Origin of the sequence: Streptomyces sp. NBC_00988 (assembly GCF_045162645.1) — a bacterium.
In the GTDB taxonomy this organism is placed as follows: Bacteria; Actinomycetota; Actinomycetes; order Streptomycetales; family Streptomycetaceae; genus Streptomyces.
Map to the genome: position 1 here is coordinate 5,905,138 of NZ_CP108730.1, position 23,516 is coordinate 5,928,653.

Genomic DNA, 23,516 nt, shown 5'->3' on the forward strand with positions numbered 1-23,516 from the left:
CCTACGACTCGGTAGTTGAAGTCTTAGCGGTCGCGCTCTTGCCCGTGCAGTCCTTGCAGCGGCCGAAGATCGCGAAGTGCTTCATGTCCGTCTCGAAGCCGAACGTGTCCCGCAGCTTGGCCCGGAACTCGGCGGCCACCTCGACATCGGCCTCGATGACGTTCGTGCAGTCACGGCAGACCAGGTGGATGTGATGGTGCCGGTCGGCGAGGTGGTACGTCGGCGCCCCGTGCCCCAGGTGCGCGTGACTGACCAGCTGGAGCTCTTCGAGGAGCTCCAGGGTTCTGTACACGGTGGAGATGTTGACCCCCGACGCCGTCTTCCTCACCTCGATGAGGATGTCGTCGGGGGTCGCGTGCTCCAGGGTGTCCACGGCTTCGAGCACGAGCTGCCGCTGCGGGGTCAGCCGGTAACCGCGCTGCCGCAGATCGGTCTTCCAGTCGGTGCCTGGGTCCGTGCCTGGGTCCATGCCTTGGGTGCTCACCACACCTCAGAGTCTAGGACTACTTGAAGAAAGCGATCCCGTCGTCCGGCATGTCGTCCGGGAGGGCCTTCGCCCAGCGCTCGACGTCGTCCGGGGTGACGATCTTCTTCAGGTGGGCGGACATGTAGGGGCGGAGTTCGACCTCGGGGGTCTGCTTCTCGCCGACCCACATGAGGTCGCTCTTGACGTAGCCGTAGAGGCGCTTGCCGCCGGTGTAGGGGCCGGAGGCGGCGGTGCGGGCGACGGCGTCCGTGACCAGGTCGATCTGGGGCTTCTGCTTGGCGAGTTCGCCGTACCAGATCTCGACGACTCCGTCGTCGCGGGTCATCGTGACCTCGACCTTGCGGTCGGCGTCGATGCGCCAGAAGCCGGACTCGGTCTCCAGGGGGCGGACCTTGTTGCCGTCGTTGTCCAGGACCCAGGTGTGGGAGCGGTACTCCAGGAAGTCGCGGCCGTCGTGCGTGAAGGAGACCTCCTGGCCGAAGTTGCACTTCTCGGAGCCGGGGAAGTCGTGGACACCCGCGCCGGCCCACTCGCCGAGCAGGAAGACGAGGGGGACCAGGTCCTTGTGGAGGTCGGACGGGATCTCGATCATGACGTCAGCAGTTCCTCGGTGGGGGTCAGCGCTGGCCCTGGTACAGCTTCTTCACGCTCAGTCCGGCGAAGGCGAGGACGCCGACGCAGACCAGGACCAGCAGGGTTTCGAAGAAGATCTCCAACACGGGTGCTCCTCGGATGAGCGTGGTGCGATGCGTGTACATGTGCATAAGGCCGGGCCCCAGCTTACGCGGCCGGGGCCCGGCCCTCTCTGCGAGGTACGGCTAGCCGAGCAGCTGGCTCTGGAGCGTCACCGTCTGCTGGAACGGGACGCCGTTCGCCTCGCCCTTCCTCGACTGCACGATCATCGCGACGGTGTCGCCGGCCGTGAGGAACGCCAGCCGGATCTGTTCGGGGCCGTACGGTTTCGCCTCGGTGTACGGGACGAGCGAGACGTCCGTGATCTTGGCCGCGTCCGGGAAGTCGTCGTCCGGCTCGTAGCTGTCGGCGCCGTGTACCGGGTAGGTGGGGGCCGCGTATCCGCCCAGGTTCCCCCCGACCAGGCCGTCGGCGACCGTCGCCGTGTCGAACTGGAGCAGGTAGATCCGGGTGTGCGTGCCGTCCGGGGTGGTCCAGCCGCGCGCCGCGATGTGCCGGAGGCCGTCGTCGGTCAGCTTCTGCGCGAGCTCGGTCCGGTCGTCGCCGGACGAGAACTCGGCGAGGAACACCTTCGTGGCCAGCCAGCCGTCACTGCCGTCGAGTGCCTTGTCCCCGGTTGCCCCCTTCGGTGCCGGCAGCACCAGCGCCCGCAGATCCGCGAAATGGGCCTCCGCGGTGTTGGCCTCGGCGAACGGCCCCGGGCTGCCCGCCGGCAGCGGCGGCTTGCTGAGCACGGGATAGTCCCACCGCCCGTCCGAAGCCGTCCCGAGCCCGGGCACGTCCGTCCGCTTCATGTCGGTGATCCCGTACGCCGTCCCGGCCCCGACCACCGCGAAGACGACCACGGCGGCGGTCCAGCGGAGGACCGCACGCAGGACGCGACGGTCTTTCTTGGCGGGGGTGAGCGGGGTAAACGGTTCCGTGGCGGGCGGAAGAGCCGGAAGGGGCGGGGCTTCGGGAGCGTCCGGGCTGAGCGGGGGTTGTACGACCCCCGGGCCAACGGGAACCTCGGCGGAGGCCGCCGGAACAGCCAGAGGCTCCGTTACTGCCGGTACAGCCGAGGCCTCGAAGGCCGCCGGTGTCGCAGAGAACTCCGAAGCCGGCGGAACCACCGAAGACTCGGCGGCTGCCCGTGCGGCTGAGGGCTCCATGCCCGCCGGTGTCGCCAAGGGCTCTGAAGCAGCCGCTGTGGCCACGGGCTCCGAGGCGGGCACGGCGGCCGAAAGCTCCTCAGCCACCGGGACCACCGAGGACTCGGAGGCGGCCGGAGCCACCGAACTCTCAGAGCCCGCCGGTATCACCGAGGGCTCTGTGGCAGCCGGTGCCGCCAAGGACTCCGCGGCGGGCGGAGCGGCCAAAGGCTCCTCCATCACCGAAGCAACCGAGGACTCGGAGGCGGCCGGGACGGCCAGAGGCTCCGTGGGCTCCGTGGGCTCCAGGGCAGCCGGGACCGCCGAGGGCTCAGAGGCCGCCGGTGTCGCCGAAGACTCCGGAGCAGCCGGAACCACCGAAGACTCCGGAGCCGCCGGGACGGCCGTGCGCTCCGTCGTCGTCGGAGCGGCCGAGGAGTCGGTGGAGGGCGGGGTCAGGGCGGGCTCCCTGGGTGTTGTGTTCTGCTGCTGGTCGGTCATACCGCCTCCCCCGGGTCCTTGATGCGGTCGAGTTGGTCCTTGAGCAGGTGGGCGATGGCGGAAGTCTGCATGGGCTTGGAGGATTCCGCCGTGAGGGTGACCAGGACCTCGCCCTGGTAGGCGGAGCAGAAGATCGAGTCGATCTTTTCCTCGGTGTCCTTCGGGGAGAGGAAGCACTCGGCGTTCTTGTAGCCCTTGATCGTCGGACCGGGGCGGAAGACGCCCAGGGCGTCGAGGAACTCGTTCTGGAAGCGGGACGCGCTCCGTACCGCCGACGTGTCCCCGATCTGGGCCAGCACGATGTTCACCGTCGCCGCCTTGTTCGTGTAGCCGGTCGACTGCTGGTTGGTGCTGACGTAACTGCGCATCGCCAGGCCCTTGGTGTGCTGCTTGTCGATCTCCTTCTCCAACGGCTTGCGCTGCTTGAGCGGCAGTTCCTTCAGCGCCTCCTTGCGCAGCGCCGTCGCCTGCGCCCCGGTGAACGAGGTGTCATAGCCGTACTGCGCGATGTCCGGCCCCTCGCTCCAGCCGTCGTCCAGGCCGTACGGCACGAGCGCCGCGGCGAGCCCGGTCGCCTTCGCCGTGCCCGTCGCCTTCTCCTCGGACACCTTCGGGAACGTCCATACGACGTCGCCCGCGTCCCGGTCCGCGCCGTTCACGGTCACGACGGTGTACCCGACCCCGCCGGCCACGGCGAGGCTCAGCAGCACCACCCCGGCGACCGCGGCGATACGGCCCTTGCGCACCGGCTTCTTGACGACATCAGGTGTCAACTCCTCGGAGCTGCCGACCAGTTCGGGGTTCTCGATGGTCACAGCCGCTCCATCTGCCGCTTGGCCAGATCCATGATCTTCTTCTTGGGGACGGGGCTCCCGGAGGAGACCCAGATCTCCATCTCGATGTCACCGCGCCAGGCGTGCGCGTCGGCGTTGTAGACATCCGTGTAACCGGCCTCGCGGTCCGGCGAGTTGTGGACGTACGCCATCCCGTCACCGGTGCCCGGGATGGGCCAGCTGTCGGTGTGGGGCTTGTTCTCGGCGTAGGTGTAGGCGCTGCTCGCCGAGTCGGGGACGACAAGCTGGTCCTGCTGGCGGTACTGCACGAGCCGGATCTCGACGAAGAGCGAGCTGCCCTCCCGCCAGTTCGCGACAGCCGCGCGGCGGAACTCGTTGGCGACGAGCTCGGGGAAGGCGTTGGCCGGCCTGTCGTACATCTCCGCGTATCCGGCCAGGTCCAGCCACCCGTCCTCCCCGGTGGTGTAGTCCGCGTCCCGCGCCCCGCTCGGCCTCTTCAGCAGCAGCTTGCGCAGGTCGCCGTCGACCTTGACCTCACGGTCCTGGGCGGCGGACAACGGCTCCGGAGCCGGCCCCTTCGCCTGGGTGAGCGTGGCCTGCGAGAGGGAGGGCAGCGCGTCGGGTGCGCGGTTCGCCTGCACGAGGAAACCCGTACAGGTACCGGCTACGACACCGAGCACGGCGGCGACGGCGATGAGGAGGGTGGTACGGCCCCGGCGACGCGGGCGGGGCGCGGGCCCCGACTCCGGCTCTGTCTCCGGGCCCAACTCCGGCTCCGGATCCGGTACTTCTTCGATGGATTCTTCCGGTACTTCCAAAACGTCCCCCACGGAACATGACGTGCGCATTCCATATGCGCGCACAGGAGACCCATGGCCAACGCAGGGAGTTGTAAGGGAGTTGATTACGATTCGGTCATGTCGAAGAAGCTCGTGATCAAGGTGACGGCAGGAACCGACGCCCCCGAACGCTGCTCACAGGCGTTCACGGTGGCCGCGGTCGCCGTGGCCAGCGGAGTGGACGTCTCCCTGTGGCTGACCGGCGAGTCCGCGTGGTTCGCCCTGCCGGGCCGCGCCGCCGAGTTCGAACTCCCGCACGCCGCCCCGCTGCCCGACCTGATCGACTCGATCCTGGCCGCGGGCCGCGTCACCCTGTGCACGCAGTGCGCGGCCCGCCGGGACATCTCCGAGAAGGATGTCATCGAGGGGGTTCGGATCGCCGGGGCGCAGGTGTTCGTGCAGGAGGTTATGGCCGACGGCACGCAGGCGCTCGTCTACTGAGCCTTAGCCGAGCTTACGAACTCCGACCAGGCGTCCACGCCGAAGATCAGGGTGCCGTGGTCGGGGTTCTTGCTGTCGCGAACGGGGACGAGGGGGAGGTTGGAGGCGACCTCGACGCAGTTGCCGCCGTCCGAGTTGCTGTAACTGCTCTTGCGCCACGTCACGTTGCTCAAGTCGATGGCTCGCACGGCACTTCCTCCAACATCCGCAGGACGAACGATCGCGACTCGGCCAGGGACAACGCCAGGTCGCGTACCGCATCATATGTCCGCTGAAGCTGGTCGACCTTGCTTGTTTCCTCGATCAGTTCACCGCTCACGTCGTTCTCGGCGTAGGCCACGGTTCGGCCGTCCAGCAGTCGCAGGAACATCACGTCCGTGCTGTCCAACCCGTGCAGCCCCGTGCCGAACGGCAGAACGTGAAGGGCGATGTTCGGCCGATCCGCCGCCTCCACCAAGAACTCCAACTGCCCCCGCCACGCCTGGGTGTTGCGCAGGGAGTTCCGCAGCACCAGCTCGGAGAGGATCACGCGGAACGGGGGCGGATCCTCCCCCTCCAGCACCCGGCGCCGTCCGTTTCGCGCGTCGACCTGCTGCTCCAGCTCCTCGCCTCGAAGCCCGCCCGCCATCAGCGCTTCCCTCGCGTACTCCGCTGTCTGAAGCACACCCGGCGGCCTGCTCACGGAGTACTGCCACAACCCCAGGGCCTCGGCCTCCAACACCATGTACCGCCGGTACTGCTCCTTGAACTGCCTCGGGTCACCAACTGCCAACTCCCACAGGGTGAGTAGCAGCGGCACCGTGCCGTAGTACTGGTCCAGCGCCTGTACGACCTCGGGCCCACCCAGCGTGCCCCCACGCTCCATCTTCCCGAACTGCGACGCGTCCCACCCCAACGCCTTCCCCAACTCCCGCAGGCTCAGGCCCCGTTCACGCCTCAGCCTCCGCAACTCCTCGGCAAACCGCTTCCTGGGCTCATGGCTGCGTTCCGTGACCACCAGCCGTTGCGGCATCGCGACCTCCTGTGGAATTTGTGGAATTTGGCGCGCCCGGCGCGGAAGTTGAGCCCGTTGGCGCCGCATTCGCCTCCGCCCTGGGTCATCCTCGTAACACACCCAGGGCTGCACAGAGTAGTGCAACTGTCGCATTCTGTATGGAAGTTGCACAAAGAGGAAGAGGAGGATGCGCCGATGGAACCCGGAACGCTGCTCTACGACCCGGCGACCGACACGGTCGGCGAGTACCAGGACAAGGCAGGGCCCTACACCCTGTTGAGGCCCGTCGGCGGCGGACGCGAATGGCAGGCCGACCCCGGGTCACTCCGCCCGGCCACGGACGCGGAGCGCATGAGCGCCGGGGTCCGTGCCGCAAACTACCGCGCCCGCACCGACGCCCCGTTCCTGGTCGCCGTACCGCCGCAGCCGGCCCCCGGTTGCGCCGGGTGCGCGGAACTGGCCGAGGTCCGGGCGGCGGCACGCACCGCGCGTGACTACAGCGCCGAGACCGACGCGAACGTCCTGCTCCGCAAACACCGCAGCGAGGTCCACCCCGTATGAACCGCCCCCGCCCTCACCAGCTGATCCAGGTCCCCCCGGCCCAGGCGGTACCGCCACCCCTCATGCCGATGGCGCCCTTACCCGTCGTACGACAGCAGGAGCCCCCGGCACCACCACCCGCCGCACCCGTACCCACGCCCCCACCCGCCCGACGCCGACGCCGGTTCCGCGCACCCCGGGCCCTGCGCGAGGACGCCTTCTGGACCGGCGCGCTCACCGCGATGTGCATCGGGGGCCTGCTGATGGCGATCATCGCGACGACGTGAGCGCGTAGGCGTCCCCATCAACACCCGGAACGCCTCAGGACAGCTTCGCTCCAGGGGCGAACGCGGGCAGCTTCTCAAGACTGCTGCGCACGGCCTCCGCGCCGTACTCGAACATCTGCCGCTCGTAGTCGCCGACCGCGCCGAGCAGATCCCGGCGGCCTTCGTCGGCATCGATCAGGCGGCGGCGCAGCAGGTCGGCATCGCGCAGCGCGGTGTTCGCGCCGTTGCCGCCGGTCGGGGAGGTGGCGTGGATCGCGTCGCCGAGCAGCGTGACCGGGCCGGACGCCCAGCGCTCACCGGGCTTGACCACCCGGATGGACAGCAGCGTGCTGTTGTCCGGGTCGGCCTGCTCGATCAGCGCGCGCAGCTCCGGGTGCCAGCCTTCCATCCTGGACAGCACGGCGTCCTGCGCGGTCAGATCCTCCAGCGAGCCGTTCGACGGCAGGATCATGGCCCAGCGCACGTAGTCGCCGATGTCGGGCAGCGTGACGTCGGGGGCCAGCTGCTCGGCGGCCTGCTGCGGCGGGGTACGGAAGCGCATCGCGCCGAGCAGCAGGCTGACGCCGTCGCCCGCGATCTTCGAGCCGTACGCCTTGGACAGGCCGGCGAACTCGTCGGTCAGCGGGGTGCGGCCGATGACGAACCGGACGCCGGTGTCGGTCGGGGTGGTCCGCGGCGACAGCACCCCGCGAACCGCAGAGGTGACGCCGTCCGCGCCCACGAGCAGGTCGGCGGTGGCCGGGTCGCGGTGGGCGAACCGGGCTTGGACAGTGCCGTCGGCCAGCACGTCGTAGCCGGTCAGCGCGGCATCGGTGTGCACGGTGAGGCCGGTCAGCAACAGGTGTCGCAGCACCTGCCGGTCGACCACGATGCCGGTCCGGCCCGCGCCGAGCCTGCCGATCTCATTCAACTGCGGGTCCAGGATCAGCTGCTCGGCGGAGGCGTCCATGACGATCTCGTCCAGCAGCGGGTGCCAGCGCGTCGGCAGGCAGTCGCGCACCGCCCGGAACCCGGTCGGGTCCAGCACGAGCCGGTAGCCCTGGAACCGGGCGACGATCCCCGGGTCCCGCTCGAACACGTCGGCCTCGATGCCGGCACCGCGCAGACCCTGCGCGAGAGCCAGACCTCCCAGACCGGCTCCGACTACGGAAACTCTCATCACACACCTCCGGAAAATCGACCCGCCACGAACCAGGTTCGCCTGACTGGCGAACTTAGTTCGTTCTGACGATCTAAGTTCTACTGAACGAACTAAGTTCGTGTCAAGGTAAGGTGGTCGGCATGTCAGCCGATCCCCGCGATCCCCGCCAACGCCGCGCGGCCCGCAAGAAGCCGATCACCGTCGAGCGGATCACCGACGCCGCCCTGGAAGTCGTCGCCACCGAGGGGTACGACGCGCTGACCATCCGCCGGGTCGCCGCCGTGCTCGGCACCGGTCCGTCGTCGCTGTACGCGCACATCGTCAACAAGGACGACCTCGACGACCTGCTGATCGGCAGGCTCTACGCCGAGGTCGTGCTCCCCGAACCGGACCCGGCCGCCTGGCGCGAGCAACTGCTCGCGGTGTACACGCAGATCCGCGACCTGTACCTGAAATACCCCGGAGTCTCGCGCGCCGCGCTGGCCATGGTGCCGACCAGCCTGGAAACGCTGCGGGTCGGCGAGGGAATCCTGGCGATCCTGCTCGCGGGCGGCATCGAACCGAGGACGGCCGGATGGGCCCGCGACGCGCTGTCCCTCTACGTCAGCGCCTACGCACTGGAACAGTCGCTGGTCCGGCAGCGGCGCCGGCACCAGGACCCGGAATGGGTGCTCAGCCACGAGGAGTTGCTGGAGCGCTTCACGGCACTGCCGGCCGAGAAGTTCCCGCAGACCCGACGCCATGCCGCCGAGCTGATCTCCGGCACCGGCCACGACCGCTTCGAGTTCACCCTCGGCCTGCTCATGAACAACCTGCGGCCCGCCTCCGGTTGAGCCCCGTGACGCCCCTCGATCACACCCCCTGCTCCTGTCGCCACAGGCAGAAGGGGTGGCCGGACGGATCCAGCAGGACCCGTACGTCGTCCTGCGGCTGGTGCGCGTGGAGCGTGGCCCCCTCGCGTACGGCCCGCTCGACCTCGCCCGCCAGGTCGTCGACCTCGATGTCCAAGTGCAGCATCATCTGTTGCTCGCCGGGGTTCCGGGTGGGCCACACCGGCGGGACGTACTCCGGCTCGGTCTGGAAGGAGAGGCCGGTGCCGCCCTCGGGCGGGCCGATCAGGACCCAGTCCGGTTCCTCGGCCCGGATCACGTAACCGAGCAGGCGGGCGTAGAAGCCGGCCAGCTCGTGCGCGTCCCGCGCGTCCAGCACCACGGTGGACAGTCTCGTAGGCGACATGCCCGCCCTCTACCCGCTCACCGCGCGCCTTACGGGCGGCGCTTCTTCCCGTCCAGCTCGTCCCACCACTCGTCGGACTTGGGGTCACCGGACGGGTCGTCCCACCAGCGGTCGTCGGGGCCGCGCCGGTTGGCGACCATCGCGGCGACCGGCGGGATCAGCATCGCGACCACACACATCCCCACGGCCGCGGGCACCGACCAGATCCGCACGACTCCCCAGGCCAGGACGAAGAGCCCGATGCAGATGCCCATCATGACGAAGTACACGCGACGGCGACGTGCCAGCATGCTTCCAGCGTAGGCCCGCATCAGAGCCGACTCCACAGGTGCGGGCCCGCCGGCGTCGGCGGCCGGAGGCCGACGCAGCGCTCCGCAGCCTGCGAAGCAGTGCAAGGAGCACATCAAGGAGGGGTCACGCGACGGCGACGTGCCAGCATGTTTCCAGGGTAGGCCCGCGCATGCGAAAGGGCCGCACCTCAGGAGGTGCGGCCCTTCGACAGTGAGACGGCGATCAGACTGCGATCGCGACCTCCGCCAGGCCGCCCGTCTGGGCGACCACCGTGCGGTCGGCGGTGGCGCCCGGAACGAGGGCGCGGACGGTCCAGGTGCCTTCAGCCGCGTAGAAGCGGAACTGGCCCGTGGCGGAGGTCGGGACCTCCGCGGTGAACTCGCCGGTCGAGTCCAGGAGACGGACGTAGCCCGTCACCGGCTCGCCGTTACGGGTCACCTGGCCCTGGATGGTGGTCTCACCGGGCTTGATCGTCGAGGCGTCGGGGCCGCCGGCCTTCGCTCCACACATGTCTTGGTTTCCTTCAGGTCGCAGCGGTTGTGCGGTTGCTTACTTGTTGGCGCCGAGCTCGATCGGAACGCCGACCAGGGAGCCGTACTCGGTCCAGGAACCGTCGTAGTTCTTGACGTTCTCGACACCGAGCAGCTCGTGCAGCACGAACCAGGTCAGGGCCGAGCGCTCGCCGATACGGCAGTACGCGATGGTGTCCGTGGCGAGGTCGACCTGCTCCTCGGCGTAGAGCTCCTTGAGCTCGTCGTCCGACTTGAAGGTGCCGTCGTCGTTGGCGTTCTTCGACCACGGGATGTTGCGCGCGGACGGGACGTGGCCCGGACGCTGCGACTGCTCCTGCGGAAGGTGCGCCGGCGCGAGCAGCTTGCCGCTGAACTCGTCGGGCGAACGGACGTCGACCAGGTTCTGCGAACCGATGGCCGCCACGACGTCGTCGCGGAAGGCGCGGATCGCCTTGTTCTGCGGCTTGGCCTTGTAGGAGGTCTCGGCGCGCGCGGGGACCTCCTCGACCAGCTCGCGGGCGTCCAGCTCCCACTTCTTGCGGCCACCGTCGAGCAGCTTGACGTTGTCGTGGCCGTAGAGCTTGAAGTACCAGTAGGCGTACGACGCGAACCAGTTGTTGTTGCCGCCGTAGAGGATCACCAGCGTGTCGTTGCCGATGCCCTTGCCGGACAGGAGCTTCTCGAAGCCCTCCTGGTCGACGAAGTCACGGCGTACCGGGTCCTGGAGGTCCTTCGTCCAGTCGATCCGGATCGCGTTCTTGATGTGGTTCTTCTCGTACGCGGACGTGTCCTCGTCGACCTCGACGATCGCCACGCTCGGGTTGTCGAGGTTGGCCTCGACCCAGTCGGCGTCGACCAGGACGTCACTGCGGCTCATGCTTTTCTCCTCCGGGGCAGTTACGGCGGTGCGGTGCGTGAGAGAAAGGGTGCGCGCTCGCGCGGGTGTCCCTGATCAGGGACACGGGGGGGGAAGACGGAGGCCTGCGCCTCCGCTCAGAAAGTGCGACAGAGCATGGCGGCGACGCGGCACAGGTCTACTGCCCGCCGCTTCGTGAGGTCGTCCGCCTGGCGCTTCATAACGACGATCGTAGGGACGGATCGCCGGGCATGTCACCGGTGTGTCGTATTTTGAGACGCGATCGTCCGTGATGTGAGACGAGCGAGCCGCCAGCGGCCCTACGGCAGGGATCCCGGGCCCCCTCGGCCGTTAATTCCCCTGCCGCACGGACACCGCCGTCTCGCCCCTCGGACGGGCACCGCCCGCCCGGACCTCGTCCTACCCGGCCAGCCTGACGTTCGAACCCTTCACCTTGATGTCCACACCGCTCTTCGCGGCCTGCACACTGTCCAGCTTCACACCGCCCGGCAGCTGGTCGAGCGTCTGCTGGAAGTCGGTGATCGAGCGGACCCGGGAGTCGGCGAGGTCGACGACCAGCTTGGGCAGGTTGTCCGCGTGCACCTTCACCGTGTTGCCCACGACGGTGACCGTGCTGAGCACCGGATACGTCGTCGTCCCGACCCCCGTGACCGTGACCTTCATGTCGGCCTTGATCTTGCCGTCGCCGCCGTCGGAGAGGCTGACGATCTGGGCCGTGACGCCGGTGAAGACGGGCGTCGGCGCGGACTTGGCGGCCTTGAGCAGCTGGTCGTAGGAGATGCTCGCGGTGCCCGTCGCGGTGGCCGCCGTGGCGGAGCTGTAGCCGCTGGAGAACTTGACGTCCTTCATGTCGGCCTTGAGGTCGTCGATCCGGATCGTGGTGGCGCCGCCGGAGGCGCTCGTGTTGCCGGTCGGGGCCTCGTACTGGCCGACGCCGAGTTCCACGTCGTCGAGCTCACCGGAGGCGACCTGGGTGAGGAAGGGGAAACCCTTGATGGAGACGTCGGGGGTGCTGGCCAGGTTCTCGCTGGTCTTCACCTTGGACGCGGCCTCCTCCTCCGCGAAGTGGAGCGCGACCCGGTCCACGACCACGAACAGGACCCCCAGAATCACCACGACGATCAGAAGTATTCGTAGCCCGCGCATGTACGGAGATCCCCACCTGACAGTCGTCGACGAAAGCGGTACGACGACCTAGTGGCCGCCCAGCGCGAGAGTAGTCCTGCGGGACACGTGTATCGCGAAATTGTCGATCACCTGTGACAGGGCTCTTAACTACCGCCTACGACACGGAACTTGGCCGCCCGCGCTATACGAGCGCCCGCCCCAGCAGGTACACCGCCGGGGCCGCCGCCGCGAGCGGGAGGGCCACACCGGCCGTGAAGTGGACGAAGCGGGACGGGTAGTCGTAGCTCGCCACCCGGTGGCCGATGAGCGCGCAGACCGCCGCGCCCGCGCCGAGCAGCGCGCCCTTCGCGCCCATGCCCGTCATCCCGCCTACGGCGATGCCCGCACCGGCGGCCGCCAGCAGCGAGACGACGACCGACGCCACGGTCGGCAGCGGCAGCGCGCGGGCCAGGATCGCCACCGCGACCGCCGCCGCGCCGACCGTCACCGCGTCCGGGTCGGCCGCGAGGTGACCGGCCGCGACGATGGCCAGGGCCGCCGAGGCGACCGTGGCCATCAGGCTGGTGATCCGGGTGTCCGGGTCGGCGTGCGAGCGCAACTGCATGACGAGGGATAGCAGGACCCAGACGCCAAGGGTGCCGAGGATCGCGGCGGGACCGTTCTCCCGACCGGCCGCGAGCAGCGCCACGTCCGCGACGAGCGCGCCCGCGAAGGCCAGCGCGATGCCCTGCCGCGCGGGCCACATCCCGTTCAGCCGGAACCAGCCCGCGGCCGTCACCGCCTGAAGGACGACGAGCGGTACGACGAGGGCGTACGACCCGACCTGCGCGGTGACGGAGAGCAGGAGCGCCAGTACGGCGGTGAGGCCGGCCGGCTGCATCCCGGGCTCGATGATCGGCGAACGGCCCTCAAGGCGGGCCCGCTGGGCGTCCGTGATGCGGGCGTTGCCGGCGAGGGAGGGCGGGCCGTAGCCCTCCGCGGCGGGTGCCTGCGCCTCGGGGGCCTCAGGTCTGGGGGGCTGCGCGTAGGGGTCGTGACTCTGCGGTGCCGCCTGGTAGTTCTGCGGCGGGAAGTACGCCAGGTCGGACGCGGCGGGCCTGGTCTGCTGGACCTGGGTGTCCCAGGTCTGGCCCTGCCACTGCTGGGTGTACTGCTGGTCGGCCTGCGCGTCGTCGTACGCCTGCTGCTGATGCCCGGGCCACGCCTGCGCCTGTGCCTGCTGCGCCTGTGTCTGCTGGGGTTGCTGTTGCTGGGCGTAGGGGTCGTAGCCCTCGCCATAGCCCTCGTACGGCTGGTTGCTCATCGCTTCGCTCATCCTCCTGCGAACGGCGGGAGCACCTCGACCGTGCCGCCCTCGGCCAGCCGTACCGTCTCATGTCCGCGGGTGCCCACGGGGTCACCGTCGACGAGGAACGAGCATCGCAGCAGTACGCGGGCGAGTTCCCCGGGGTGTCGCTCGCGGACGGCGGCGAGGGCGTCGGCGAGGGTGACCGCGTCGTACGGCTCCTCGGCGATGCCGGCCGCGGCCTTCGCGGCGGCCCAGTAGCGCACCGTGACCTTTGGCATGTGCTCGCTTCCTCGGTAGACCGGTGTCGACGGACTCGGCGTCAACACCCGTCAGGCTAACTGTCCTGTGAACCGCCCCAGCGCCCGATGCGGGCCAGCAGGTCGTCCGCGGCCGCGTGTTCGGCGTGGCCCATGCCCGGCTCAAGCCAGAGTTCGGCCTGGTCACCGGCGGCGTCGGCCAGCATGCGGGGGTGGTCCACGGGGAAGTAGCCGTCGCGGTCGCCGTGCACGATGAGGAGCGGGGTCGGCGCGATGCGCGGGACCGCCTCGACCGGGGAGAGCGGGACCGGGTCCCAACCCCTGTGCTCGATACGGGTGTTGAGGCCGTAGCGGCCGACCATGCGGCCCTCGGGGCGGGTCACCAGCCAGTGCAGTTTGCGCATGGGGGCCGTCCCTCTGTAGTACCAGCGGGCCGGCGCACTCACGGAAACCACAGCGTCCGTGTGCGCTTCTGTGCGCCCCTCGCGCCTCTGGCCGTCGGCGTGCGCCTGAGAGCCGTAGAGCGCCGCGTGCCGCAGCACCACCGAACCGCCCATCGAGAAGCCGACGGTGACCACGCGCGCGTGCCCCTGCTCGCGCGCCCAGGCGACCGCCGCCGCCAGATCGAGCACCTCGCGGTCGCCGACGGTGGACCGTCCGCCGGAGGCGCCGTGGCCCCGGAAGGAGAAGGTGACCACGGCCCCGTACTGGAGGAACGCCTCGGCCACGCGCCGTACATGGGGCTTGTCCACATCGCCCGTGAAACCGTGCGCCACGACGAACACCGGATCACCGGAAGGTGACCGGGAGGCGTCGTATACGGGCGCCCCCGGTTCGTATACGGAATCGATCGTCACCCCGTCGTCGGTGTGCAGAAACGTCCGCAAAGGTGTACGTCTGATCGTCTCAGAGTTCGGACGAACGGTGGATCGTGCCACATGACCTGCCGTACCAGCGCTCATGTGGGCTATTCTGCTCGACAGAGGACTCGGGCAGCGAAGCCCCCGGGTCCTTTTGTGCTTCCGGGAGCGTTGTATACGAAGTGGTACACCACGGGAAACCACAGGTGGCCGCCGGTGATACACGGCCCCCGGGATCGCAAACGCTGTGCCGCACGACACACGTCCTCGCAGGGACCGAGGAGGAACCAGACTTATGAGTTCTCTGCTGCTCCTGACCAATGCCCTCCAGCCGTCTACGGAGGTGCTTCCGGCCCTTGGCCTGCTGCTGCACAACGTGCGCGTGGCACCGGCGGAAGGCCCCGCTCTCGTCGACACCCCAGGTGCCGACGTCATCCTGATCGACGGCCGCCGTGACCTGCCTCAGGTGCGCAGCCTGTGTCAGCTCCTCCGGTCCACCGGCCCGGGGTGCCCGCTCATCCTCGTCGTCACCGAGGGCGGCCTCGCGGCCGTCACCGCCGACTGGGGCATCGACGACGTCCTGCTCGACACGGCCGGACCGGCCGAGGTCGAGGCGCGACTGCGCCTGGCCATGGGCCGCCAGCAGATCGTCAACGACGACTCCCCCATGGAGATCCGCAACGGCGATCTCTCCGTGGACGAGGCGACGTACTCCGCCAAGCTCAAGGGCCGGGTCCTCGACCTGACCTTCAAGGAGTTCGAGCTCCTCAAGTACCTCGCGCAGCACCCGGGCCGCGTCTTCACGCGCGCCCAGCTGCTGCAGGAGGTCTGGGGCTACGACTACTTCGGCGGCACGCGCACGGTCGACGTCCACGTACGACGGCTGCGCGCGAAGCTCGGAGTCGAGCACGAGTCGCTGATCGGGACCGTCCGGAACGTCGGTTATCGATTCGTTACCCCGGAGAAGGGTGACCGGGGCGGCGAGGAGGCCAAGCTCAAGGCAAGCGCTGCCATCGCCGGTGCAAAGCCGGAGGATGCGGACGAGACGGCCGAGTCCGCCGCCCTGGACGCGGCCGAGATCGCGGCCGAGGCGTAACCGTATCCGGGCAGGGCGTCGCTTTTCGGTGTCGGCTCCGCGCGAAGATGGTGCGCGGAAGCTGAGAGAAGCTTCGAAACGCCCTGCCCAGAGCGGGTCCATCCGCGTAGACTCCGCGCGTGGCCAAGGTGACTCGGGATGATGTAGCGCGGCTGGCAGGGACGTCGACTGCCGTCGTCAGTTATGTCATCAACAACGGACCCCGGCCGGTTGCCCCGGCCACGCGCGAGCGTGTCCTCGCCGCGATCAAGGAACTGGGGTACCGACCCGACCGGGTGGCCCAGGCCATGGCGTCGCGGCGTACGGACCTCATAGGCCTGATCGTGCCGGACGCGCGCCAGCCCTTCTTCGGGGAGATGGCGCACGCGGTGGAACAGGCCGCGTCCGAGCGCGGGAAAATGGTGCTGGTCGGGAACTCCGACTACATCGCCGAGCGCGAGGTCCACTATCTGCGGGCCTTCCTCGGGATGCGGGTCTCCGGACTGATCCTGGTCAGCCACGCGCTGAACGACAACGCCGCGGCCGAGATCGAGGCCTGGGACGCCCGGGTCGTCCTCCTCCACGAGCGCCCCGAGGCCATCGACGACGTCGCCGTCGTCACGGACGACCTGGGCGGCGCCCAGCTCGCCGTACGGCACCTCCTGGAGCACGGCTACGACTACGTCGCCTGTATGGGCGGTACGGCGGCGACGCCGGCCGTCGGTGACCCGGTCTCCGACCACGTCGAGGGCTGGCGGCGCGCGATGACCGAGGCCGGCCTGCCGACCGAGGGCCGCCTCTTCGAAGCCCCGTACAACCGCTACGACGCCTACCAGGTCGCCCTGGGCATCCTCTCCGGCCCCCGCCGTCCGCCCGCGATCTTCTGCTCCACCGACGACCAGGCGATCGGCCTGCTGCGGGCCGCGCGCGAGCTGCGCATCGACGTACCGCGCGAGCTGGGTGTCATCGGCTTCGACGACATCAAGGAAGCGGCCCTGGCCGACCCGAAGCTGACAACGATCGCATCGGACCGCCCGGCGATGGCCCGCGCGGCCGTGGACCTCGTCCTCGACGACGGCCTGCGGGTGGCGGGTTCGCGCCGCGAGCGGCTGAAGGTGTTCCCGTCGCGACTGGTGATACGGCAGTCCTGCGGCTGCGAGGGCTGAGGCCACCCCGTAGGGGAGGTCGCCGGGTTCGCCGCGACCGTCACAGGGTTCGCCGCAGCCGTCACAGAGTTCTCTCCGGCGGTCACAGGGTTCTCTGGGATCCCCGAGTTTCCGGGGCTCCGGCGTCTTTATATCGGGCATACGAGGTTCTGTCGGGCTTCTCAGCGGGGACTCAGGTACCTCTCATGATCGCGCGACAGGCTCTGTTCCATGACCGAGAGCTTCCGCCGCAGCGGCGAGTACGAGACCCCCCAGGGCGACCAGCCGCAGGCGTACCCCCAGCAGCAGCACGCCTCTTCTCCCGTGAACCCGGAGTGGCCGCCCCCGCCGGCCTACCAGCCTCCGGTGCAGCAGCCTCAGCCCGTGCAGCAGACGCAGCAGCCGGCCGCACCCGCGTGGCCGGCCCAGACGCCCGCCCCCTCGCCCGCCCCGCAGGCCGCCTTCGGCGCCGACGGCGGAGCGTACGGCGGCGGTGACGGCTACGGCGCCGGTGACGGCGGGGCTCTCGCCGCCGACGGCAGCGGCGGTCACGGCGGCGGCGACACCGCTCTCCTCACCCACGTCCAGGGCGAGGCGCCCAAGCCGAAGAAGCGCACCCGGGGTCCGCTCGCGCTGCTCGCCGCCGTGGCGATCGTCGCCGCGGCCGTCGGCGGCGGCACGGCGTACGCCTTCCAGGAGCTGACCGGCAAGGACACCGTCGCCACCTCCAGCACCACCACGGCCGTCGTGCCCTCCAGCAAGAGGGGCGACGTCGCCACGATCGCCGCGACCGTCAGCCCGAGCGTGGTCGAGGTCAACGCCACCCTCAGCAACGGCACCTCGACCGGTGCGGGCGTGATCATCACCGCGGGCGGCGAGGTCGTCACCAACAACCACGTGATCTCCGGCGCCACCTCGGTCAAGGTCAAGACGAGCGACGGCAAGTCGTACACCGCGACGGTCGTCGGCACCGACAGCAAGAAGGACCTCGCGCTCCTCAAGCTGTCGAACGCCTCCGGCCTGAAGGCGGCCACCCTCGGCAACTCCGCCGGCGTCCAGATCGGCGACACGGTCGTCGCGATCGGCTCCCCCGAGGGGCTGACCGGCACGGTCACCAGCGGCATCGTCTCCGCCCTGAACCGTGACGTGACCGTCTCGACCGACGAGAGCCAGAGCCAGGGGTCCGGCGGCAGCAACGGCGAGTGGCCGTTCCAGTTCGGCGGCCAGCAGTTCAACGGCGACACGGGCTCCTCTACCACGACGTACAAGGCCATCCAGACCGACGCGTCCCTCAACCCCGGCAACTCCGGCGGCGCCCTGATCGACGCGAACGGCAACATCATCGGCATCAACTCCGCGATGTACTCGTCCAGTTCGGACTCCTCGTCCTCGTCGTCCGAGGCCGGAAGCATCGGCATCGGCTTCGCCATCCCGATCAACACCGTCAAGGCGGACCTGGCTTCGCTGCGGGCGGGCGGTTCCGACAGCTAGATCCACCCGGCGCGGTCGATCCATCACAGTAGGGAGTACGTCATGATCAAGCAGGTTTCGCACACGGTGACCGACACCGGAGCGGCCGGTCTCGGCCTGGCCCTCGGGGTGGCGTACGAACTGCACGCGCCGGCCGCGCGGGCACCGGAAGTGGCGCCCGTCCCGGAGCTGATGGGCCTGCGCACCAGCGCGGCCCGCCCGCACCACCGCAAGGTGCCGCTGAACCGCCTCCAGACGATGCGAGGCTGAGTCGAAGACCCGGGGAGCCGAGTCGGAGACCCGGTGGAAGCCGAGCTCACCACGAGGCGAGCCGATCTCACCCTTTTTCTCACTTCCTCCCCTCTTCACGCACCGGCCGGGAAACATGCGAGGCTGATTGCGACCAGCCGATCGTTGTCTCCCCGTCCCACCGCACCCGAGGAATCCAGCCCATGAGCCCCGCCGAAGGCGACCGTGACACCCAGCGCATCCTGATCGTCGACGACGAGCCGGCGGTACGCGAAGCACTCCAGCGCAGCCTCGCGTTCGAGGGGTACGACACCGAAGTCGCCGTCGACGGCGCGGACGCGCTGGAGAAGGCGACCGCGTACCAGCCCGACCTGGTCGTCCTCGACATCCAGATGCCGCGCATGGACGGCTTGACGGCGGCCCGCCGGATGCGGGGCGCCGGCACGACGACCCCGATCCTGATGCTCACGGCCCGCGACACGGTCGGCGACCGGGTGACGGGACTGGATGCCGGGGCGGACGACTACCTGGTCAAGCCCTTCGAACTCGACGAACTCTTCGCGCGGGTACGGGCGTTGCTCCGCCGCAGCTCGTACGCGGCGGCCGCGGCAGCCGGTACCGCCCCCGAGGACGACTCCCTCACCTTCGCCGACCTCCGCATGGACCTCGCGACGCGTGAGGTCACCCGCAACGGCCGCCAAGTCGAGCTGACCCGCACGGAGTTCACGCTGTTGGAGATGTTCCTGGCGCACCCCCGCCAGGTCCTCACCCGCGAGCAGATCCTCAAGGCGGTGTGGGGCTTCGACTTCGAGCCGTCCTCCAACTCCCTTGATGTGTACGTGATGTACCTGCGCCGGAAGACCGAAGCCGGGGGCGAGCCCCGGCTTGTGCACACGGTTCGGGGCGTGGGGTACGTGCTGCGACAGGGTGGGGCCGAGTGAAGAACGTCCTCGACCGGTTCCTGCACCGGTTCCGGACCCTGCCGATCCGGTCACGGCTGGCGATGCTGGTCGCGGCGGCGGTGGCTTTCGCGGTGGCGGCGGTGTCGGTGACCTGTTGGTTCCTCGTGCAGAGCAAGTTGTACGACCAGGTCGACAGCGACCTCAGGAAGATGTCGCAGCAGCCGCAGCGGGAGGACCTGGCCACGGGGCTCCTCAAGGACTGCCCCCAGGCCCCCCAGGCCGCACCGACCGGCGTCGACGACTTCAACCGCCTTGGGACCCAGACCACTTACCTCCAGCTGATCCAGCCGAACGGCAAGCCCTGCGTCTCCTCCAACTCGGCGGGGACGGTCAAGGTCACCAGCGCCGACAAGAACGTGGTCAAGCAGACGAACAGCCTCACGGGCATGCCGACCAGCATCAAGGGCATCTTCCGCAACGGCGTCGACACGGACGGCAATGCCGTACGCGTGCTGACCACACCGCTGATCGTCAGGCAGGGCGGCCTGGGTCCGAGCCAGTTGTACTCCGGCACCGCGCTCACGATCGCCGTCCCCCTCAAGAGCACCCAGAACACGCTCAACGACCTCGCGCTCATCCTCCTCCTCGTCTCCGGCATCGGAGTCATCGGCGCGGGTGCGGCCGGTCTCGCGGTCGCCCGTGCCGGTCTGCGCCCGGTGGACAAGCTCACCGAGGCCGTGGAGCACGTGGCCCGGACCGAGGACCTCACCATCCGCATCCCCGTGGACGAGGACAGCGACGACGAGATCGCCCGCCTCTCCCGCTCGTTCAACTCGATGACGACCTCCCTCGCCAACTCCCGCGAGCTGCAGCAACAACTCATCGCGGACGCCGGTCACGAACTCCGTACCCCCCTCACCTCCCTCCGTACGAACGTCGAACTCCTCACCCGCAGCGAGGAGACCGGCCGCCCGATCCCCCCGGCGGACCGCAAGGCGCTGCTCGCCTCGGTGAAGGCGCAGATGACCGAACTGGCGTCCTTGATCGGCGACTTGCAGGAGTTGTCCCGCTCGGAGGGCCAGCGGGGTGAGCGCGTCCAGGTGGTCTCGCTCCAGGACACGGTCGAGGCCGCGCTCCGCCGAGCCCGGCTCCGTGGCCCGGAGTTGACGATCACGGCGGACGTACAGCCGTGGTTCGTGCAGTCGGAACCGTCCGCGCTGGAACGCGCCATCGTCAACATCCTCGACAACGCGGTGAAGTTCAGCCCCGAGGGCGGCACGATCGAGGTCCAGCTCACCCGCGGCGTCCTCACCGTCCGCGACCACGGCCCCGGCATCCCCGCCGACGAACTCCCGCACGTCTTCGACCGGTTCTGGCGCTCACCGTCGGCGCGCGCACTCCCCGGTTCGGGCCTCGGCCTGTCCATCGTCGCCCGCACGGTCGAACAGGCCGGCGGCGAGGTGACCCTGGCGCACGCGCCGGGCGGCGGGACGGTGGCGACGGTACGGATTCCGGGGACGCCGACTGCACCGCCCGAAAGCTCCGCCCCTCAGTAAGCGAGTTGAAGAAGTGTGACACTTCGGCAGTAAGTGTCACACTTCGCGAGGGAAGGGTCGGCGGGTGTCGGCATCCGCCCGTCGCATTCGCCCTCAGTGGAAGCCGAGTATTCCGGCGGGTAAGCCTCTTCCCGGGTTGTCAGGAGAATCGACATGCCCGTGAACTCGGCTCGCGGCAGGGCACAATACAGGGCGTGACAGGTGTCCGGTCCGCCGTACCCCTGGATCTGTTCCGACGGCGGACGGCACGCCGGGGCGGCCGTCGGCGACCTCGACGCAGTCGTTGGCTCCCCCCTCGCTGTAGCTCGACTTACGCCAGCCGGCTCTCCCTCCTCGCCGATGACGCCGAGGCGCACGCATCCCGGAGTGCGAACGGTGACACCCCCTCCTAACGTGCACAGGTTGCTGCCATACGATCCCCCTCTGCTGCTGACCGGGGGAGGGTCCATGAGCGGGATCGAGCGGGCGTACGGACGGCGAAGAACGTTGGCCATCGCGTGGTGGCAGGCCGGCATCAACGTACTCATCGGCGTCTACTTCGTCCTGGATGCGTCGACGAACCCCTATGTCTCCCGGCGCGGGGCCGAGATCGTGATCCTGGCGCTCCTCCTGGGCAAGATCGCGCTGGTCCTGCTCTACCGGCAGCGGGGCCGCACGATCGTAGGCACTCAGGGGATCAGCGCCCGCAACGCCGTACGGACAGCCACCCGGACCTGGCACGACGTCTACGACATCCGGGCCGAACTGAACCCGGGCGGGCGCACCGAGAACGCCCAGTGGACGACCTATGCCTACGGCAACGACGGCCGCAGGATGCTCCTCCCCTACTTCGACGACTGGCAACTCCCCGACTTCCACGCCGAACTCGCCGACCTGCGTGCCGAGTCCGCCCAACACCGGGGCATGGCCTGGGAGTTGCGCCCCGAGGTGGAGGACCGGATACGGCGCCGCGCGCGACACCGCACGGTCTCGGCCGCGGTGTGCGTCACAGCCGTCATCGCCGCGGCTGCCGCGTTCGTGCTCATGGCGTAGTCCAGCGAACAACACCGGTTCTGGGGAGGGTCGATGAGCGGGGACGACGAGGACGAGCGCGACGACGGACGGGGGATCGAGCGGGAGTACAGCAGGCGGAGAAAGATGTCCCGGGGAAGGTTCGTCGTCCTGTGCGTCGTCGAAGGGAACTTCGTTCTTCAGATGGCGCGGCCCGACAACACCATCCCCGCCCGGTACAAGCTGCTCGCGGTGGCGCTCATGGCGCTGCTGAGTGTCTGGGCGATTCTCACCGCGCGACGGGGACGCACCACCGTGGGGGCCGACGGTGTCTCCACCCGCGGAGCCTTCCGCGTGCGCAGGTGGGCCTGGCACGACATCTACGATCTCCGCGTAGAGACCAATCCGGGCCAACGCAGCGCCGACGTCAAGTCGTTCACCTACCTCTACGAAAACGACGGCCGCAGGGCACGCCTCCCCCACCTCGACGACTGGCAGCTCCCGGACCTCTGGGCCGAGGTCGCCGACCTGCACACCGCGTCCGCCCGGCACCGGGGCATGACCTGGGAGCGGCGCCCGGCGGTCGAGGTGCGCATCCACGAGCGGGCCGCGTACCGCAAGGCCCAGCAGCGAGCGATCACCGGGGCCCTGATCGTCTTCCTCGCCGCCCTCCCATATCTGCTGTGGGAGATATCCGTCGACGGCGATCCCCACCCCTTCCTCACCCTCCTGCTCTTCTGCGCCCCCCTCGCCGTCTACGCCCTCCTCGTCCTTCTCTTCCGTCGGCGCTACATGCGAGCCCTGGCCCCCGCATAACCCCCTGCCAGCCCCAGCACAGCCGCCCGTCACACCGTGTTGAGATGGCGCGGAAGATTCAAATGGAGTTGACCGGCGGGGCTGTTCCAACGATGGTCGGTGCCAAGCCCGTTCGGTGTCGCGTCAGCTGGAACTGGTCCGCCGATCACGGCCGTGGCAGGGCGTCCGGTCCGTTCGCGAGGTGCTCGTCGCCGAGCGGGCGGTGGCCGCCCATGCGTTCCCGCAACTCCCTGTGCGCGGCGGGCATCCGCTCCACCGCCTGCTCCAACATCAGCTGCTCGGCGGCCAGTTGCTCGACGAGTTGACCCGGATGGCCGTGATCTCTGCCAGGGCTACTCCTCCGCCGGAGGCAGAGCAACAGGCTCAGGTTCTTGCCAGAAGACCTCTTCGACCACGATCTGGGGATCCTCGGTTCGGCGGACGAAGGTGTACTTCAACCAGCCGTTGCCACGGTCGAAGAAGCAGAGGTGGCGGCCCTTCGGTTCGGTGGACCGGCCCGGCATGACGCTCATGCCCTCGGGTAACCGCGAGGACGATCTCACGAGCGTGGTCGGGCAGTGCCTCGAAGGTGGCGAGGGCATCGGTTCGCCAGTCCGTCTGCCAAGGCGGTCCCATGAACCCATCGGTCACTCGCCGGGCTCCAGGTCTCGGACCCGGTAGTGAATCTTCGCCGCCTCTTCGAGGAGGGCCTTGGCCTCGGCGATGTCGGTGCACTCGTACGCCGCACGGTGTTCGAGGTCGCGGACATGCGCGTCCAGCCTGGGATCACGGGCGAGGGCGTACTCACCCCACCAGCGGGCCATGAACGCGGGCACGGGACCCACGTCGTACGCGTCGGCGATCGCCCACTTCCAGTGCGCGTCGAAGTCCGGGAGGAGTTCGGGGGTGTGCTGCGCGATGGCCCTGCGCAGCACCTTCGGCGACCGCTCGGGCATCGGCGGGACGGACGGCTCGGGTTCAGCGGCGTGAGCAGTCATGGCCGGTGCCCCCCTTCGACGCGTCGTGTCTACGACCATA

General features: G+C 69.3%; 34 protein-coding genes. 13 read left to right on the forward strand and 21 right to left on the reverse strand.

The window, feature by feature from the left end:
- Window position 1: 1 nt before the first annotated feature.
- The 3 genes from OG496_RS26910 to OG496_RS26920 all read right to left on the reverse strand — a co-directional run bounded on the left by OG496_RS26910 (window position 2) and on the right by OG496_RS26920 (window position 2,331).
- Window positions 2–469 carry a transcriptional repressor gene (locus OG496_RS26910; RefSeq protein ID WP_365309337.1) on the reverse strand — a complete coding sequence of 156 codons (468 nt, stop codon included), beginning with the start codon at window positions 467–469 and terminating at the stop codon, window positions 2–4.
- A gap of 34 nt (window positions 470–503) precedes the next feature.
- Window positions 504–1,079 carry an FABP family protein gene (locus OG496_RS26915; RefSeq protein WP_019062576.1) on the reverse strand — a complete coding sequence of 192 codons (576 nt, stop codon included), beginning with the start codon at window positions 1,077–1,079 and terminating at the stop codon, window positions 504–506.
- 226 nt (window positions 1,080–1,305) lie between these two features.
- Window positions 1,306–2,331 (reverse strand): hypothetical protein, encoded by a 1,026-nt coding sequence (locus tag OG496_RS26920; protein ID WP_405972708.1) that lies wholly within the window; start codon window positions 2,329–2,331, stop codon window positions 1,306–1,308.
- On the opposite strand from OG496_RS26920, the gene OG496_RS26925 reads away from it, so the two are divergent.
- Window positions 2,330–2,833 (forward strand): hypothetical protein, encoded by a 504-nt coding sequence (locus tag OG496_RS26925; protein WP_405972709.1) that lies wholly within the window; start codon window positions 2,330–2,332, stop codon window positions 2,831–2,833. The two genes, OG496_RS26920 and OG496_RS26925, sit on opposite strands and share 2 nt — an antisense overlap.
- Here OG496_RS26925 and OG496_RS26930 read toward each other — a convergent pair.
- Together OG496_RS26930 and OG496_RS26935 are read right to left on the reverse strand one after the other, a co-directional pair.
- Window positions 2,808–3,626 carry a hypothetical protein gene (locus OG496_RS26930; protein WP_405972710.1) on the reverse strand — a complete coding sequence of 273 codons (819 nt, stop codon included), beginning with the start codon at window positions 3,624–3,626 and terminating at the stop codon, window positions 2,808–2,810. The two genes, OG496_RS26925 and OG496_RS26930, sit on opposite strands and share 26 nt — an antisense overlap.
- Window positions 3,623–4,435 (reverse strand): hypothetical protein, encoded by an 813-nt coding sequence (locus OG496_RS26935; protein WP_405972711.1) that lies wholly within the window; start codon window positions 4,433–4,435, stop codon window positions 3,623–3,625. The genes OG496_RS26930 and OG496_RS26935 overlap by 4 nt, the downstream gene beginning before the upstream one ends.
- Before the next feature lie 87 nt (window positions 4,436–4,522).
- Here OG496_RS26935 and OG496_RS26940 point away from each other — a divergent pair, with 87 nt between their 5' ends.
- The gene (locus tag OG496_RS26940) at window positions 4,523–4,885 is read left to right on the forward strand and encodes a DsrE family protein (protein WP_366496619.1); all 363 of its coding nucleotides are present in this window, start codon (window positions 4,523–4,525) and stop codon (window positions 4,883–4,885) included.
- Here the strand turns inward: OG496_RS26940 and OG496_RS26945 are convergent.
- Window positions 4,879–5,073 carry a DUF397 domain-containing protein gene (locus OG496_RS26945; protein WP_366496618.1) on the reverse strand — a complete coding sequence of 65 codons (195 nt, stop codon included), beginning with the start codon at window positions 5,071–5,073 and terminating at the stop codon, window positions 4,879–4,881. The genes OG496_RS26940 and OG496_RS26945 overlap by 7 nt on opposite strands.
- Window positions 5,055–5,897 (reverse strand): DUF5753 domain-containing protein, encoded by an 843-nt coding sequence (locus OG496_RS26950; protein ID WP_405972712.1) that lies wholly within the window; start codon window positions 5,895–5,897, stop codon window positions 5,055–5,057. The genes OG496_RS26945 and OG496_RS26950 overlap by 19 nt, the downstream gene beginning before the upstream one ends.
- 177 nt (window positions 5,898–6,074) lie before the next feature.
- Between OG496_RS26950 and OG496_RS26955 the strand changes: the two genes are divergently transcribed.
- The gene (locus OG496_RS26955; RefSeq protein WP_405972713.1) at window positions 6,075–6,440 is read left to right on the forward strand and encodes a hypothetical protein; all 366 of its coding nucleotides are present in this window, start codon (window positions 6,075–6,077) and stop codon (window positions 6,438–6,440) included.
- Window positions 6,437–6,706: a hypothetical protein gene (locus tag OG496_RS26960; protein ID WP_405972714.1), complete on the forward strand. Its 270-nt coding sequence runs from the start codon at window positions 6,437–6,439 to the stop codon at window positions 6,704–6,706. Before OG496_RS26955 ends, OG496_RS26960 begins: the two co-directional genes overlap by 4 nt.
- Before the next feature lie 34 nt (window positions 6,707–6,740).
- Here the strand turns inward: OG496_RS26960 and OG496_RS26965 are convergent, their stop codons facing one another.
- Complete coding sequence (locus tag OG496_RS26965) at window positions 6,741–7,865, reverse strand: FAD-dependent oxidoreductase (protein WP_405972715.1); 1,125 nt, start codon at window positions 7,863–7,865, stop codon at window positions 6,741–6,743.
- A 122-nt stretch (window positions 7,866–7,987) separates the two neighbouring features.
- On the opposite strand from OG496_RS26965, the gene OG496_RS26970 reads away from it, so the two are divergent.
- Complete coding sequence (locus OG496_RS26970) at window positions 7,988–8,680, forward strand: TetR/AcrR family transcriptional regulator (RefSeq protein ID WP_405972716.1); 693 nt, start codon at window positions 7,988–7,990, stop codon at window positions 8,678–8,680.
- A gap of 19 nt (window positions 8,681–8,699) precedes the next feature.
- On the opposite strand, the gene OG496_RS26975 is transcribed toward OG496_RS26970, so the two are convergent.
- The 9 genes from OG496_RS26975 to OG496_RS27015 all read right to left on the reverse strand — a co-directional run bounded on the left by OG496_RS26975 (window position 8,700) and on the right by OG496_RS27015 (window position 14,398).
- Window positions 8,700–9,083: a VOC family protein gene (locus OG496_RS26975; protein WP_405972717.1), complete on the reverse strand. Its 384-nt coding sequence runs from the start codon at window positions 9,081–9,083 to the stop codon at window positions 8,700–8,702.
- Window positions 9,084–9,112: 29 nt separating this feature from the next.
- Entirely contained in the window at window positions 9,113–9,373 is a 261-nt protein-coding gene (locus OG496_RS26980) for a DUF3099 domain-containing protein (RefSeq protein ID WP_366323801.1), read from the reverse strand.
- A gap of 223 nt (window positions 9,374–9,596) precedes the next feature.
- Complete coding sequence (locus OG496_RS26985) at window positions 9,597–9,884, reverse strand: DUF1416 domain-containing protein (protein ID WP_019064558.1); 288 nt, start codon at window positions 9,882–9,884, stop codon at window positions 9,597–9,599.
- A 39-nt stretch (window positions 9,885–9,923) separates the two neighbouring features.
- Window positions 9,924–10,763 carry a sulfurtransferase gene (locus OG496_RS26990; protein ID WP_366496611.1) on the reverse strand — a complete coding sequence of 280 codons (840 nt, stop codon included), beginning with the start codon at window positions 10,761–10,763 and terminating at the stop codon, window positions 9,924–9,926.
- Between the two features lie 116 nt (window positions 10,764–10,879).
- A complete protein-coding gene (locus OG496_RS26995; RefSeq protein WP_366433785.1) occupies window positions 10,880–10,963 on the reverse strand; it encodes a putative leader peptide in 84 nt (27 codons plus the stop codon).
- Window positions 10,964–11,162: 199 nt separating this feature from the next.
- Window positions 11,163–11,909 (reverse strand): DUF2993 domain-containing protein, encoded by a 747-nt coding sequence (locus OG496_RS27000; protein WP_405972718.1) that lies wholly within the window; start codon window positions 11,907–11,909, stop codon window positions 11,163–11,165.
- 163 nt (window positions 11,910–12,072) lie between these two features.
- A complete protein-coding gene (locus OG496_RS27005; RefSeq protein ID WP_405972719.1) occupies window positions 12,073–13,194 on the reverse strand; it encodes a hypothetical protein in 1,122 nt (373 codons plus the stop codon).
- A gap of 8 nt (window positions 13,195–13,202) precedes the next feature.
- Complete coding sequence (locus OG496_RS27010) at window positions 13,203–13,457, reverse strand: MoaD/ThiS family protein (RefSeq protein ID WP_033281322.1); 255 nt, start codon at window positions 13,455–13,457, stop codon at window positions 13,203–13,205.
- Between the two features lie 56 nt (window positions 13,458–13,513).
- Window positions 13,514–14,398: an alpha/beta hydrolase gene (locus OG496_RS27015; protein ID WP_405972720.1), complete on the reverse strand. Its 885-nt coding sequence runs from the start codon at window positions 14,396–14,398 to the stop codon at window positions 13,514–13,516.
- 193 nt (window positions 14,399–14,591) lie between these two features.
- On the opposite strand from OG496_RS27015, the gene OG496_RS27020 reads away from it, so the two are divergent.
- From OG496_RS27020 to OG496_RS27045, 6 genes are all read left to right on the forward strand, one after another.
- Window positions 14,592–15,392, forward strand: coding sequence for a response regulator transcription factor (locus OG496_RS27020; RefSeq protein WP_366496607.1), 801 nt, complete (start codon window positions 14,592–14,594; stop codon window positions 15,390–15,392).
- A gap of 119 nt (window positions 15,393–15,511) precedes the next feature.
- Window positions 15,512–16,537, forward strand: coding sequence for a LacI family DNA-binding transcriptional regulator (locus OG496_RS27025; RefSeq protein WP_366496606.1), 1,026 nt, complete (start codon window positions 15,512–15,514; stop codon window positions 16,535–16,537).
- 210 nt (window positions 16,538–16,747) lie between these two features.
- Window positions 16,748–18,007, forward strand: a complete 1,260-nt coding sequence (locus OG496_RS27030; protein WP_399395910.1) for a S1C family serine protease — start codon at window positions 16,748–16,750, stop codon at window positions 18,005–18,007.
- 42 nt (window positions 18,008–18,049) lie between these two features.
- Window positions 18,050–18,256 (forward strand): hypothetical protein, encoded by a 207-nt coding sequence (locus OG496_RS27035; protein ID WP_033281327.1) that lies wholly within the window; start codon window positions 18,050–18,052, stop codon window positions 18,254–18,256.
- A gap of 182 nt (window positions 18,257–18,438) precedes the next feature.
- The gene (locus OG496_RS27040; protein ID WP_019073726.1) at window positions 18,439–19,176 is read left to right on the forward strand and encodes a response regulator transcription factor; all 738 of its coding nucleotides are present in this window, start codon (window positions 18,439–18,441) and stop codon (window positions 19,174–19,176) included.
- A gap of 62 nt (window positions 19,177–19,238) precedes the next feature.
- Window positions 19,239–20,693, forward strand: coding sequence for a sensor histidine kinase (locus OG496_RS27045; protein WP_405976713.1), 1,455 nt, complete (start codon window positions 19,239–19,241; stop codon window positions 20,691–20,693).
- Window positions 20,694–20,786: 93 nt separating this feature from the next.
- On the opposite strand, the gene OG496_RS27050 is transcribed toward OG496_RS27045, so the two are convergent.
- Window positions 20,787–21,053 carry a DUF397 domain-containing protein gene (locus OG496_RS27050; protein WP_405972721.1) on the reverse strand — a complete coding sequence of 89 codons (267 nt, stop codon included), beginning with the start codon at window positions 21,051–21,053 and terminating at the stop codon, window positions 20,787–20,789.
- 87 nt (window positions 21,054–21,140) lie between these two features.
- Here OG496_RS27050 and OG496_RS27055 point away from each other — a divergent pair, with 87 nt between their 5' ends.
- Complete coding sequence (locus tag OG496_RS27055) at window positions 21,141–21,725, forward strand: PH domain-containing protein (RefSeq protein WP_405972722.1); 585 nt, start codon at window positions 21,141–21,143, stop codon at window positions 21,723–21,725.
- Between the two features lie 33 nt (window positions 21,726–21,758).
- Window positions 21,759–22,499, forward strand: coding sequence for a PH domain-containing protein (locus OG496_RS27060; protein WP_405972723.1), 741 nt, complete (start codon window positions 21,759–21,761; stop codon window positions 22,497–22,499).
- A gap of 145 nt (window positions 22,500–22,644) precedes the next feature.
- Here OG496_RS27060 and OG496_RS27065 read toward each other — a convergent pair whose 3' ends face one another.
- The 3 genes from OG496_RS27065 to OG496_RS27075 form a co-directional block, all read right to left on the reverse strand.
- Window positions 22,645–22,770 (reverse strand): hypothetical protein, encoded by a 126-nt coding sequence (locus OG496_RS27065; RefSeq protein ID WP_405972724.1) that lies wholly within the window; start codon window positions 22,768–22,770, stop codon window positions 22,645–22,647.
- Between the two features lie 61 nt (window positions 22,771–22,831).
- Window positions 22,832–23,011, reverse strand: coding sequence for a hypothetical protein (locus OG496_RS27070; RefSeq protein ID WP_366496601.1), 180 nt, complete (start codon window positions 23,009–23,011; stop codon window positions 22,832–22,834).
- A gap of 114 nt (window positions 23,012–23,125) precedes the next feature.
- Window positions 23,126–23,476 (reverse strand): hypothetical protein, encoded by a 351-nt coding sequence (locus OG496_RS27075; RefSeq protein ID WP_405972725.1) that lies wholly within the window; start codon window positions 23,474–23,476, stop codon window positions 23,126–23,128.
- Window positions 23,477–23,516: the final 40 nt, after the last annotated feature.

Bases quoted from the DNA above. Each gene is read 5' to 3' on its own strand.
- OG496_RS26910 (WP_365309337.1), bottom strand. From the start codon at position 469: ATGGACCCAGGCACGGACCCAGGCACCGACTGGAAGACCGATCTGCGG.
- OG496_RS26915 (WP_019062576.1), bottom strand. From the start codon at position 1,079: ATGATCGAGATCCCGTCCGACCTCCACAAGGACCTGGTCCCCCTCGTC.
- OG496_RS26925 (WP_405972709.1), top strand. From the start codon at position 2,330: ATGCCCGCCGGTGTCGCCAAGGGCTCTGAAGCAGCCGCTGTGGCCACG.
- OG496_RS26920 (WP_405972708.1), bottom strand. From the start codon at position 2,331: ATGGAGCCCTCAGCCGCACGGGCAGCCGCCGAGTCTTCGGTGGTTCCG.
- OG496_RS26940 (WP_366496619.1), top strand. From the start codon at position 4,523: ATGTCGAAGAAGCTCGTGATCAAGGTGACGGCAGGAACCGACGCCCCC.
- OG496_RS26950 (WP_405972712.1), bottom strand. From the start codon at position 5,897: ATGCCGCAACGGCTGGTGGTCACGGAACGCAGCCATGAGCCCAGGAAG.
- OG496_RS26955 (WP_405972713.1), top strand. From the start codon at position 6,075: ATGGAACCCGGAACGCTGCTCTACGACCCGGCGACCGACACGGTCGGC.
- OG496_RS26960 (WP_405972714.1), top strand. From the start codon at position 6,437: ATGAACCGCCCCCGCCCTCACCAGCTGATCCAGGTCCCCCCGGCCCAG.
- OG496_RS26965 (WP_405972715.1), bottom strand. From the start codon at position 7,865: ATGAGAGTTTCCGTAGTCGGAGCCGGTCTGGGAGGTCTGGCTCTCGCG.
- OG496_RS26970 (WP_405972716.1), top strand. From the start codon at position 7,988: ATGTCAGCCGATCCCCGCGATCCCCGCCAACGCCGCGCGGCCCGCAAG.
- OG496_RS26975 (WP_405972717.1), bottom strand. From the start codon at position 9,083: ATGTCGCCTACGAGACTGTCCACCGTGGTGCTGGACGCGCGGGACGCG.
- OG496_RS26980 (WP_366323801.1), bottom strand. From the start codon at position 9,373: ATGCTGGCACGTCGCCGTCGCGTGTACTTCGTCATGATGGGCATCTGC.
- OG496_RS26985 (WP_019064558.1), bottom strand. From the start codon at position 9,884: ATGTGTGGAGCGAAGGCCGGCGGCCCCGACGCCTCGACGATCAAGCCC.
- OG496_RS26990 (WP_366496611.1), bottom strand. From the start codon at position 10,763: ATGAGCCGCAGTGACGTCCTGGTCGACGCCGACTGGGTCGAGGCCAAC.
- OG496_RS26995 (WP_366433785.1), bottom strand. From the start codon at position 10,963: ATGAAGCGCCAGGCGGACGACCTCACGAAGCGGCGGGCAGTAGACCTG.
- OG496_RS27000 (WP_405972718.1), bottom strand. From the start codon at position 11,909: ATGCGCGGGCTACGAATACTTCTGATCGTCGTGGTGATTCTGGGGGTC.
- OG496_RS27005 (WP_405972719.1), bottom strand. From the start codon at position 13,194: ATGAGCAACCAGCCGTACGAGGGCTATGGCGAGGGCTACGACCCCTAC.
- OG496_RS27010 (WP_033281322.1), bottom strand. From the start codon at position 13,457: ATGCCAAAGGTCACGGTGCGCTACTGGGCCGCCGCGAAGGCCGCGGCC.
- OG496_RS27015 (WP_405972720.1), bottom strand. From the start codon at position 14,398: ATGAGCGCTGGTACGGCAGGTCATGTGGCACGATCCACCGTTCGTCCG.
- OG496_RS27020 (WP_366496607.1), top strand. From the start codon at position 14,592: ATGAGTTCTCTGCTGCTCCTGACCAATGCCCTCCAGCCGTCTACGGAG.
- OG496_RS27030 (WP_399395910.1), top strand. From the start codon at position 16,748: ATGACCGAGAGCTTCCGCCGCAGCGGCGAGTACGAGACCCCCCAGGGC.
- OG496_RS27035 (WP_033281327.1), top strand. From the start codon at position 18,050: ATGATCAAGCAGGTTTCGCACACGGTGACCGACACCGGAGCGGCCGGT.
- OG496_RS27040 (WP_019073726.1), top strand. From the start codon at position 18,439: ATGAGCCCCGCCGAAGGCGACCGTGACACCCAGCGCATCCTGATCGTC.
- OG496_RS27045 (WP_405976713.1), top strand. From the start codon at position 19,239: ATGCTGGTCGCGGCGGCGGTGGCTTTCGCGGTGGCGGCGGTGTCGGTG.
- OG496_RS27050 (WP_405972721.1), bottom strand. From the start codon at position 21,053: ATGCGTGCGCCTCGGCGTCATCGGCGAGGAGGGAGAGCCGGCTGGCGT.
- OG496_RS27055 (WP_405972722.1), top strand. From the start codon at position 21,141: ATGAGCGGGATCGAGCGGGCGTACGGACGGCGAAGAACGTTGGCCATC.
- OG496_RS27060 (WP_405972723.1), top strand. From the start codon at position 21,759: ATGAGCGGGGACGACGAGGACGAGCGCGACGACGGACGGGGGATCGAG.
- OG496_RS27065 (WP_405972724.1), bottom strand. From the start codon at position 22,770: ATGTTGGAGCAGGCGGTGGAGCGGATGCCCGCCGCGCACAGGGAGTTG.
- OG496_RS27070 (WP_366496601.1), bottom strand. From the start codon at position 23,011: ATGAGCGTCATGCCGGGCCGGTCCACCGAACCGAAGGGCCGCCACCTC.
- OG496_RS27075 (WP_405972725.1), bottom strand. From the start codon at position 23,476: ATGACTGCTCACGCCGCTGAACCCGAGCCGTCCGTCCCGCCGATGCCC.